The sequence below is a fragment of the Synechococcus sp. RC10A2 genome, assembly GCF_047502605.1.
Genome location: NZ_JANSHP010000117.1, coordinates 21,621 through 31,845 on the forward strand (window position 1 = coordinate 21,621; position 10,225 = coordinate 31,845).

A 10,225-nucleotide genomic window follows, 5' to 3' on the forward strand; every position below is an offset into this window, starting at 1 on the left:
TAAAAATGTTACAAGTTTTTTGCCAGGGCCAATGATTGGTGTGCAAAACCCGAATACGGAACCCGGAGGAACGGGGGTAGGGCTGCCATCCACTCCTCCGATTGGATCTGTTCCCCCAGGTCAACCCAGCCCTCTTGTGCCCCCTCCTGTGTCGGCGCCGACGATCCCGCCCCTGCCCACTCCCAATCCCTCTCCCAGCATCGTTGGCTTGCCCCCAGGCCCCTTGGCTGCCCCGACGTTTACTAAGAGCTTCAGTCCTTCCACAACCTCAGTGGGTGTTCCCGTAACCCTAAGCTTCACAATCACCAACAACTCAGGGATCCAACTGACTGGCCTCAGCTTTACGGATAGCCTGCCTGCAGGGTTGCTTGTTGCCAATCCGCCCAACCTCACCAATACCTGTGGCGGCACTTTGGGCGCAATACCGGGAACAAGGATCATCAACCTTTCGGGCGGAGTTCTGGCAGCAGGTGCTACTTGCGAGGTGAACGTCTCCATTCAAGCAACGGCTCCTGGGATCTACACATTGCCGCTTGTGTCGAACAATCAGACTCTACCCAGTGCAGCTCCTCCCATCACTCTAGTAGCTAACTAGCAGCCAATGGTGATGCGGCTTTGGAGAGGACTTCCGTTTTGTAAGCGAAGGTGGCAGGAAATGAAGGTGCAAAAGTTCAAGACTGAAAGAAGTTGGTTGCGGGCTTTAGGCAGCGCGGGGGCTGTTTTCTTCACTACGGCAAGCTTGATCGGCTGTCAGCAATCCAACGACAAAAGCGCCACTAGCTTTGTTCCTGGGCCGATCATTCCGCCGCAAACGCCCAGCGTACCTACCGGAGGCACTGAGGTGGGTTTACCTCCTATAGCCCCAGGGATCCCTTTGCCGGCTCCCACTGTTGTCATCCAAACTCCCGTTGCGGCCCCAACCATTCCTCCCATCCCCTCTCCCGCTCCTCTCCCTACCATTAAGGCGGAGATCCCTGTTCCTTCTACTCCTTTCCCTCCTCCTCCCCCCCCTCCGTTCCCTGTTGAGAAAGTTAGCGTTACGCCGGAAAAAGTTACGTTTGACTCAGGGACAACTGTTGGCTCCATAGAAACTCTCACGCTTACGCCTTCTGCTCCTCCGGCCAACGGCAGTTTGGTGTTGAAAGTGGAAAGCAGCAACCCGCAGGTGGTGGGCATTTCTACAACGGCTGCCTCTTTTGTAACCGTCGTCATTCCACCGGGATCCCCAGATACACCCAAAGTTGGGTTAACTCGTTTGATCCCGGCCACTCAGGAAGGCAATGCCACCATAATAGTTACCCGCGACCCTGCCACAACAGCTGTCAATTACCCGGTGGGCAGTGTGAATGTTCTTGTGCCGGTTAAGGTATTGCAGAAAGCGCCGCCTACCATTACGGTTACCCCTTCGACGATAGAGTTTCTCGATAATGACATAGTTGGGGCTACCAAGGTTGTCGAGGTCAAACTCGATGCCCCTCCGATTGGTGGGCAGGTTGTTTTGGATGTCAGCGGAACTCCTAACCCCTTTGGGGCGGGCGCTCCGTTCACTGTTTCGACCTCTACTCTCCTCTTTAAGGAAGGTAGCAAAGGGCCTCAACAATTCGGAGTTATTCGACTAACGGACGGGGTATTCACTGGCTCCATCACTATTAAGCTTAACCCATCCTTAACTACTGCCAGCAACTTCCTGACCAGTGATATTAACTTTGTGATTCCTGTGAAATCAGCTGTAGGTTCTATCGAGCTTAAATATGGGGATTCAGTAGATTGCACCAACAACCTTGGTAAGCTAGTCATCGTAAATCCACAAATTACCACCCAAGGTAAAGTCCTTAACCCCCTAACTTTCAAGGCAGAGCCTGAACCTCCACCGCCAGCTGGCTTTTCGTTTGACAGGCCAACGGGGGCAATCAAGGTGCAGTGTCCAGCCACCAAAGACACTCCTCCCATTGGCTCTACTCTCTTGACATTGGTGACTGTTACGGACTCTTCTAGTCCTCCTATCTCGGCGCAGGCACGTGTGAACATTACAGTTAAGTAGACGATACATGCCTGGCTTGTATGAATGTCCAAGACCATCTTGGGTGAGACTGTTGAGCTACACCCAATCGGCTTTTCTTTTGCTGCACTGGTAACGGTTACTAACTCTTCGACTCCCCCAATTGCAGCTCAGAAGTTTGCAGCGGTCAAAGTCGAGTAGCACATATCGTGTCAGTTCCTTTGCAGAGCCAACTTTCTGGGTTGGCTCCCACTCCATCAATCGTCGGAGGGCAGGTCTGTAGCAGCCTCTCTTGCAGCGGACCTAGCATAGCAGCGCCTTACCTCAAGAGGAAGAAAGTCCGCGGCTGGTGACCCTGCAAGCCCTCCAGCAGAGCCCTCCTTTTCTGGAGAGACAAAGCCTTACTCTGGGGATCGTTCAAGACCCGCCTACGCAACAGGCAGAGCTTCGGGAGTGGTGAACCATGCTAGGAGGAGGCGGCTGCCATCTCCCGTGCCAAGACCCATTCCACGAGGGTGCGCACGCCGTAGCCAGTGGCGCCTTTGTTGGTGTAGCCCGAGTCTTTTTCGGCCCAGACGGGACCAGCTATGTCTAAGTGGGCCCAGGGGGTTTTCTCCACAAATTGCTTAAGGAAGAGGGCGGCAGTGATGGAGCCGCCAGAGCGAGGACCGGTGTTTTTCATGTCGGCTACGGTGGAGCTGAGGCCCTCGAAATAGCTCTCTTCCAGGGGTAAGCGCCAGATCTTTTCGCCAGAGAGGTTGGCTGCCTGCTGCAGCTCCTGGGCCAGCTGCTCGTCGGGGGTGAAGAGGCCGGCGATTTCCTCTCCTAGGGCAATGACGCAGGCGCCGGTCAAGGTCGCTAGGTCAACAATGGCGTCCACCCCTAGTTTCTCGGCAAACACCAGGGCATCAGCCAGGGTGAGACGGCCCTCGGCATCGGTGTTGTTGACCTCGATGGTCTTGCCGTTGGAAGCGGTGAGGATGTCTCCCGGGTGCAGGGCCCGACCGCTAATCATGTTTTCCGTGGCGGCGACGATAAAGTGCACCTCTACCCGCGGCTTGAGGGCAGCTAGCGCACGGGCCGCTCCCAAGACGGCTGCCGCCCCGCCCATGTCGGTTTTCATCATGGCAATGCTGCGGGAGTCGGTTTTGATGTTGAGGCCGCCGGAGTCGAAGGTGAGGCCCTTGCCCACCAGGGCCAACTTGGCAACGGGATCCCCTTCTTTGGGCTTGTAGGTGAGGTGGATGAACTGAGGCGGCAGATCCGAGGCTTGGGCCACGCCTAGGAAAGCCCCCATGCCTAGGGCTTTGCACTCTTCCCGCCCCAGGATCTCCACCTCTAGGCCGTAGTCTTGGGCCAGTTGCCGGGCAGTGTCAGCCAGGGCAGGAGGCGTGACGACGTTGGCGGGAGCAGCCACCAGTTCTCGGGCCAGGATCGTCCCGGCAGCCATCTCGGTGGCCCGCTGAAGGGCGTTCTCACAGTCTTGGCGGGCCTGGGCCAGTCCCGGCACCAAGAGCGTGACTTCTTCAACGGAAAAGCCGCGCTCTTCGTTGGGCTTGGGGGGAGATTTGAAGCGGTTATCCTGGTGGGCCACCAGGAGGCTGGCTTCAACCACCGCCTGCACTGCTCGCCCCTGATCCAGCCCAGTTTCCGGCAAAGACAGCACTACCTGCTTGGCTTTAAGGCTGTGGGCCTGGCGCAGGCCGTTGGCAGTAGCCCGTCGCAGTCCTTCCAAAGTCAGCGCTGCGGGATCCCCCAGCCCCACCAGCACCAGCTTGCGGATAGGCCCTGGCAGGCGCAGGGCGAGGCTGCTGTTGGGCTTGCCCTGAAACTTCTGTTCTTGAACCGCTTCCGCCACCAGCCCCGACCATACCTTCTCGTCCAGGGAAGCGATCTCAGCAGGCAGCGGGAAGGTGGCGTTTTCGCCGCTGGGGGCAAAGCAGTAGACCAGGGCACATTCGGCCTGCGTTAGAGGTGGCTCGCCAAGACGAAGCTGCATGGGAAACCTTTGGCCAAGCTAGGGACAGCAGACTCTCAGTGTAGCCAATTCCGCCACTTCTGGGCCAGGGGATCCCTCGGCTGGCATCGACATGGGCCTTTCCAGTCGATAGCCTTTAATCAGAAAGGGAGAGACCCAAGGTATGGTCTGGCGGCGGCGTTCCATCCTTCAGTTTGGGGTTATTGCCTGCGCAATGCTCCTTGCCCTGGCGGTAGGCGGAGTGGGATCCCTGGCTCAGGCGCAGAGACCCCTAGAAGAGCTGCCGCAGCCGGTTCGCCTCAAGCTGCCCCCAGGCCTAGCCCGCTACGCCTACGACAAGTCGGCGGGAGACTACTTCGAAGAGATCGAGCCGCTGCTGCCAGGCGGAGCTTATGCCCAGTGGGCCTTCTACCCCATCCCCGTCTACATCCAGGGGGATCACCCCCAGTGGAAAGCCTTTGTGGAGCAGGCGGTGAAGGAGTGGTCGGCCTATATCCCGCTCAAGGTGGTGGCCAAAGAAGAGGAGGCCTTCTACGGGATGAGCATCTACCGCGTTCCTCCCATTGGCGAGGGAATAGCGGGGGCAGCCCGCCCAGAGTTTTTCTTCGCCGCCGATGGTTCGCTGCAGCAGCGGGTGCGCATCGTTATCGCCGAAGGCCAGGGGCTGGCAGAGGTTACGGCAGTGGCTCGGCACGAGATTGGCCATGGGCTGGGGCTGTGGGGCCATAGTCCCAACCCGCGGGATCTGATGTACAGCGGCCACCACGCCAAGGCCACTGGCAATCGCCGCCTGCTGCGGGTGCCCACCATCACCAAACGGGATCTCAACACCCTAAAGCGGGTTTACGAGCAGCCTACCCTCATGGGCCAGGTCTTCCCGGAAAGCTACCGCCGCCTCTTTGGCCAGGTCTGGGGGGAAAGGCCGTTTCAGAGGGCTTTTGGGGTTGCCGGCAGCTAGAGGCGTAGGAGTTGCCATACCCCCTTTAGTGCCATCGCTAGGAGAAAAAAGAGCAACTGGGTGGCAACAATGCTGGGTCCGGAGGGCAGATTAAAGGCTGCCGAAAGGAGGATCCCCAGCACGGCGCTCAAGCCTCCCAAGGCCATGGCCAGCAGCACATAGGTTGTAAAGCTGGATCCCAAAAGCCGCGCCGTCGAGGCGGGGATGACCACAAAGGCGCTCACCAACAGCACCCCCACCGAGCGGATCGACAGCGCCACCACCAAAGCCAGCAGCACCACAAAGGCTAGCCGCTGCCAGCCCACTTCCACCCCCCGCGCCCGCGCCAACGACTCATCCAGGGTCAGCAACATCTGGGCAGTCAAAGTCAGCCCAATGTACCCCAGGGCCAGCAACAGGAGCAGGCCGCTCATCCCCAAAGCTGGCAGGCCAATGCCCAAGATATCCCCGAAGAGCAGTTGGTTGAGGTTGCCGCGGTAGCCAGGGATCAAGCTCAGGCCGATGATGGCCAGGGCCAAGGAGGAAGAGTAGATGATGTTCAGCACCGCATCTGCCGAAAGCTGGGTGCGTTCCAGAATAAAAGTCACCCCCAGGGCAAACACCACCCCAAACACCATCAGCACCGCCGTAGGATTCAGTCCCAGAACCACTCCCACGACAATACCCAAGAGCGCCGAATGCCCCAGGGCATCGCTAAAAAACGCCAACTGCCGAAAGATGACAAAACTGCCCAGCAGTCCCCCCGTCACCCCTGTCAGGATCCCGCCCAGCAGGGCCCGCTGCATGAAGGGCAACTGCAGCAATTCCACCACCCGCGCCCAGGTTTCCGGCATTTTTTCTCCTCAGTGATGGTGGATGTAGCGGGCAAACTCCGGCCCATAGACCTGACTCAACACCTCGGGCAACAGCGTCACGCTGGGGGATCCCTGGCAGATCAGGGAGCGGTTGAGGCACAACACGCGGTCGCAGTGGCGAGAGACCATCTCCAGGTCGTGGGAGACCTGCAAAATGGCCCAGCCCAGGGATCGGCGCAGCTCTTCCAACAGCCGATAGAACTCCCCTTCACTGGGGCTATCCAGGCCAGCGGGGGCCTCGTCCAGCACTAGGAGCCGCCGCGGCCAAACTAGACAATAGGCCAGCAACACCCGTTTCAGCTCGCCGCCGCTCAGTTGACCCAAAGGCTTAGGGGCCAGGTGCAGGGCCTCGGCCCGTTGCAAGGCCTTCCGAACAGCTTCTTGCCGAGCAACCTGCTGCTGCCAGGGCCAGCGGGGTCTGAGGGATCCCCAGCCCAGGGCGACAAACTCCGCCACCGTCACGGGAATGGCGGGGTTGAACTGCAACCGCTGCGGCACATAGGCAAGCTGCTGCCGCACCGCCTGGGGCAAATACCCCGACAGGCGCAGCCGCTCTCCCAGGATCCAAACCGAGCCGCACTGGCGGGGCAGGATCCCCAAGATGGCCTGCACGAGGGTGCTCTTGCCGGCGCCGTTGGGACCGACAATCGCCATATGGGATCCCGCCTCCAGCGCAAACGACACGTTCTGCACCGCCAACTGGGATCCCCGATAGACCGTCAGCCCCTCCACCCAAAGGACAACTTCGCCCAAGTGGGAGGTCATCGCCCCCTCGCCAGCAGGTGTTCGAGGGCAGCTTGGCCCACCACGGGCAACTGCAGGGGAAGCCAGGCCTTTTCCTTCTCAAAGGCGGAGACCAGGTTCTCCACGTTTTGCCGCATGATGGCTAGGTAGTATTCCGGCTCGATCCCCTCCGGGCCGGCGGTTTCGATGGGATCGAACACGCGAACCTGTACCCCCAGATCTCTGGCCAAAACCTCAAAGGGGTTGTCACTCCCCACCTGAGGTTCCACTAGGATCGTCTTCAGGCCCGATTGCCGTACCGTATCCATCACCCGCCGCACATCCTCAGGGGAGGGGCTGGCTTCCGGGATCTCCACCAAGAACTCCGCTTTGAGGTTGTAGCGCTCAGCAAAATAGGGGGCAAAGTCGTGGAAGACCACAAACTTTCTGCCGGCAAAGGGCGCCAATTTCTGCTCGATTTCTTTATCCAAAGCTTCCAGTTGCTCGATAAAGGCGGCAGCATTGGCGCGGTAAATCTCTGCCCCTTCTGGATCCACAGCAATCAGGCCGTCGCGGATGTTTTCCACCTGCTGAATGGCCCGCCTGGGATCTAGCCAGATGTGGGGGTTCAACTTGCCGTGGCTGTGCCCATGAGAGTGTCCATGACCGTGAGAATGCCCATGCCCATGGCTGTGCCCATGAGAGTGCCCATGACCGTGAGAATGCCCATGCCCATGGCTGTGGGAGTGCCCATGTTCTGGCTCCTCAGTCCGCAAGGTCGGGATCCCTTGGCTGCTATCAATGATGCGCAGCTTCGGATTCCCAGCATTGGCAATCAATCCCTCCAGGAAGGTCTCCATTCCCAACCCATTGATCACCAGCACATCCGCCTGGGCCAGCAGACGCGCCTCTTCCGGTCGAGCCTGAAAGTCGTGGGGTCCCATCTGGGGCGGAATGAGAGGCGTCACCTCGGCCCGCTCCCCGGCCACCGCGCGGGTAAATTGCGTTATCGGCAGGATCGTGGTCACCACCTTCGGGGGGGTGGATCCCTGCTGCGCCTGGGACTCTTCTTGGCGCATCTGCAAGCCGCCCAGGATCCCGACCGAGAGGGCGGCCACCAGCGAGACCAGTGACCGCACAGGTCGAGCCGAACGCAGAGAGTTAGCTTTATCAGCCATGAGCCTTAGTACCTCACAAGACGACAGAGACAGCAGAGCCGGAAGCGCCTGACTTCTGAAAAGCCAAGGCCCGCTGCTGCAGCAGCGAAAACATGCTCACCAGGCCATTGCTGCGGGAAGGGCTAAGGCTAAAGTTGAGGCCCATCTCCCGCACAAACTCTAGGGAAACCTCCAGGATCTCCTCTGGGCGCAGACCGCTCAACCCCTCCGCCAAAACAGCCACCAAGCCCTTGACCAACTGGGCATCGGCATCCCCTTGGATGTAGACCTTGCCGTCTTTTAGCTCGGTGGCCAGCCACACCCGCGAGGCACAACCCCGCACCAGATTCTCCTCTGTTCGCTGCGACTCGGGGAAAGGGGGCAGGCGCTTGGCATAGGCCAGAAGCAATTCGTACTTCTGACGGGAGGTTCTGGCCTTTTGAAAGCGACCTACAATCTGCCGCAGAGCTTCGGGCATCAACCCACTGGCCTGAATGAGAATGATAATCAATCATAACACCCTCGCCGAGAGCGCCTACTGCGCGCGGGGGTGGGTCGGAAAAGCCAAAGAGGGAAGGGTTGTCTTCGCTACCGCACCGAGCGATAGCCGTCCCTTACTCCCCTGGGCGAGAGGACCAGTTGCCAAAGCTGGCTGGCACGGGCCTTGAAGCTGCCGGCGCTCATCAGCAAATAAAGCCGCCACAGGCGGCGAAAGCGCTCGCCGTAGCGGCCGGCCAGTTGTGGCCATGCCCGCTCAAAATTGGCGTGCCAAGCTTTTAGGGTGGCCACGTAGTTGATCCCAAAGTTGTGCCAGTCTTCCAGTACAAACAGACCCTCAAAAGCCGCTGTTATCAGACGAGGCGAGGGCAGCATCGAGTTGGGGAAAATGTAGCGTTCAATCCACGGATCCCGACCCTGGTAGGCAACGTTGGCGCCGATGGTGTGGAGAAGAAACAAGCCATCGTCTTTGAGGAGGCGACGGGCTACCTGCATAAATGTTCGGTAGTTGCGGTAGCCCACATGCTCAAACATGCCCACAGAAAGGATCCGATCAAACTTTCCCTGCGTCTGGCGATAGTCTTCCAGCCGAATCTCCACCGGCAGGCCCTGGCAGCGTTCGCTAGCCAGCTTGGCCTGTTCTTGGGAGACGGTAATGCCCACCACCTGCACACCGTAGCGTTCGGCTAGGTACTGGGCCGTGCCGCCCCAACCGCAGCCAATGTCGAGCACGCGCATGCCGGGCTGCAGATCCAGCTTGCGGGCAATGAGATCCAGCTTGGCTTCCTGGGCCTCGTCCAGGGTCTGCGCCCCCCCATCCCAGTAGGCACAGCTATAGATCAGGCGGCGATCCAGCATGGCTTCGTAGAGGTCGTTGCCGAGGTCGTAGTGGCGCTGGCCAACCACAAACGCTCCCTTACCCCGCTGGCGATTAACTAGGCGACTGTCCAACGCCAGCAGGAGCCGAACTGGCCAGCCCACTTGCTCCGCTGCCTGACTGGTGAGAAGACGGTAAACCAACTCGTCAATAGCCTCGCAATCCCACCAGCCCTCTGCGTACGCCTCGCCAAAGCCCAGGGATCCATAGAGCAGGCAGCGCAGGTAGAGCCGCTCGTCGTGGATTTGCAGATCCCAGGGCCGCGAGCCATTGACGGCTATATCGGCAGCACTCAAGAGCCTAAGCCCATATCGGCGGGCCAGCCGATGCCAGATGCTAAGGCTTTTTTCCACTTCCAGGAACCCCCTGCTGAGGGCTAATCGCAACATGTATTGTAAAATGCGGTCTCTCCAGTTTGTTACTCGGCAGCGGCTCAAGCCATTGCTTCTTCTCGGCTCCCCAGCTTCTGTTGTTAATGCCAACCACTGCAGCTCTGGAGGAAGTTGAAGAGATAGTGCTAGCAAGCCCAAAGGAGAAATCGATGCTCAAACTGAACCTGCCAACACTGCAAGTTGGTGGTGCTATTCAGTAGGGCGGCTTTCAGATTTTCCCGCTGTTTTCTCCAGAGGATACAGAGAGAGGCTGCCTATCGCCTTCCAGATCATGGAGCTCAGGAAGCAACGATTAGTGAAATCAATCAGAACGGCGTTGTGCCGTATCTAGTTGTGGAAAACTACAGCGGTTTTCTCTTGCTTTTGGTGGAAGGGCAGGAGCTAGTCGGGGCTAAACAGAACCGCATCTTGAACACCGCTGTTTTGAACAAGCCAAAAAGCAAGATCACGATTCTGGCTTCTTGTGTGGAAGCTTTCAGGCGCCACTTCCGCTCCCACCAAATGGAGGATGCCAATGCCTTGTTCCCAGCAGCTTGTGCTACGAGCTAAAAAGAGGAGTTTATCAGTCGCTCAAAAATAAAGCTGGTTACCGCTCAGACCAGGGAAGAGTGTGGCAAGCCGTTGCTGCTATCCAAAACTTTCTCAGGGTCAGCTCCCCCACCAACCCGTTCTCTGAAGTTTGACACTCCCACCGTCTAAAGGCGGGGGATTCTTACACGGTCGTCGCAAAGGCTTTGTCAAAGCGCCTCTAGACAGTTCCTGAAGGCAAAGCCCCAAGGTTCTGCTGAC

General features: G+C 58.8%; 9 protein-coding genes and 1 pseudogene. 4 read left to right on the top strand and 6 right to left on the bottom strand.

Annotated elements, in window-relative coordinates:
• Positions 1-31 precede the first annotated feature (31 nt).
• Together NW848_RS16115 and NW848_RS16120 are read left to right on the top strand one after the other, a co-directional pair.
• Positions 32-595, top strand: coding sequence for a hypothetical protein (locus NW848_RS16115; protein ID WP_414508276.1), 564 nt, complete (start codon positions 32-34; stop codon positions 593-595).
• A 60-nt stretch (positions 596-655) separates the two neighbouring features.
• Positions 656-2,041, top strand: coding sequence for a hypothetical protein (locus tag NW848_RS16120; protein ID WP_414402870.1), 1,386 nt, complete (start codon positions 656-658; stop codon positions 2,039-2,041).
• A 424-nt stretch (positions 2,042-2,465) separates the two neighbouring features.
• Here the strand turns inward: NW848_RS16120 and NW848_RS16125 are convergent, their stop codons facing one another.
• A complete protein-coding gene (locus NW848_RS16125) occupies positions 2,466-3,998 on the bottom strand; it encodes a leucyl aminopeptidase (RefSeq protein ID WP_414402871.1) in 1,533 nt (510 codons plus the stop codon).
• Between the two features lie 142 nt (positions 3,999-4,140).
• Between NW848_RS16125 and NW848_RS16130 the strand changes: the two genes are divergently transcribed.
• Positions 4,141-4,935 carry a hypothetical protein gene (locus NW848_RS16130; protein WP_414402872.1) on the top strand — a complete coding sequence of 265 codons (795 nt, stop codon included), beginning with the start codon at positions 4,141-4,143 and terminating at the stop codon, positions 4,933-4,935.
• Here NW848_RS16130 and NW848_RS16135 read toward each other — a convergent pair.
• The 5 genes from NW848_RS16135 to cfa all read right to left on the bottom strand — a co-directional run bounded on the left by NW848_RS16135 (position 4,932) and on the right by cfa (position 9,433).
• Positions 4,932-5,768 carry a metal ABC transporter permease gene (locus NW848_RS16135; RefSeq protein WP_414508277.1) on the bottom strand — a complete coding sequence of 279 codons (837 nt, stop codon included), beginning with the start codon at positions 5,766-5,768 and terminating at the stop codon, positions 4,932-4,934. The genes NW848_RS16130 and NW848_RS16135 overlap by 4 nt on opposite strands.
• Before the next feature lie 9 nt (positions 5,769-5,777).
• Positions 5,778-6,554 carry a metal ABC transporter ATP-binding protein gene (locus NW848_RS16140; protein ID WP_414508278.1) on the bottom strand — a complete coding sequence of 259 codons (777 nt, stop codon included), beginning with the start codon at positions 6,552-6,554 and terminating at the stop codon, positions 5,778-5,780.
• A complete protein-coding gene (locus tag NW848_RS16145) occupies positions 6,551-7,690 on the bottom strand; it encodes a metal ABC transporter solute-binding protein, Zn/Mn family (RefSeq protein WP_414508279.1) in 1,140 nt (379 codons plus the stop codon). The genes NW848_RS16140 and NW848_RS16145 overlap by 4 nt, the downstream gene beginning before the upstream one ends.
• Positions 7,691-7,703: 13 nt before the next feature.
• Positions 7,704-8,180 (bottom strand): SufE family protein, encoded by a 477-nt coding sequence (locus tag NW848_RS16150; protein ID WP_228375339.1) that lies wholly within the window; start codon positions 8,178-8,180, stop codon positions 7,704-7,706.
• Between the two features lie 77 nt (positions 8,181-8,257).
• Positions 8,258-9,433 carry a cyclopropane fatty acyl phospholipid synthase gene (gene cfa, locus NW848_RS16155; RefSeq protein WP_414402876.1) on the bottom strand — a complete coding sequence of 392 codons (1,176 nt, stop codon included), beginning with the start codon at positions 9,431-9,433 and terminating at the stop codon, positions 8,258-8,260.
• 189 nt (positions 9,434-9,622) lie between these two features.
• Here cfa and NW848_RS16160 point away from each other — a divergent pair.
• A pseudogene (locus tag NW848_RS16160) lies at positions 9,623-10,119 on the top strand (ARPP-1 family domain-containing protein).
• The last annotated feature ends 106 nt before the right edge of the window (positions 10,120-10,225 follow it).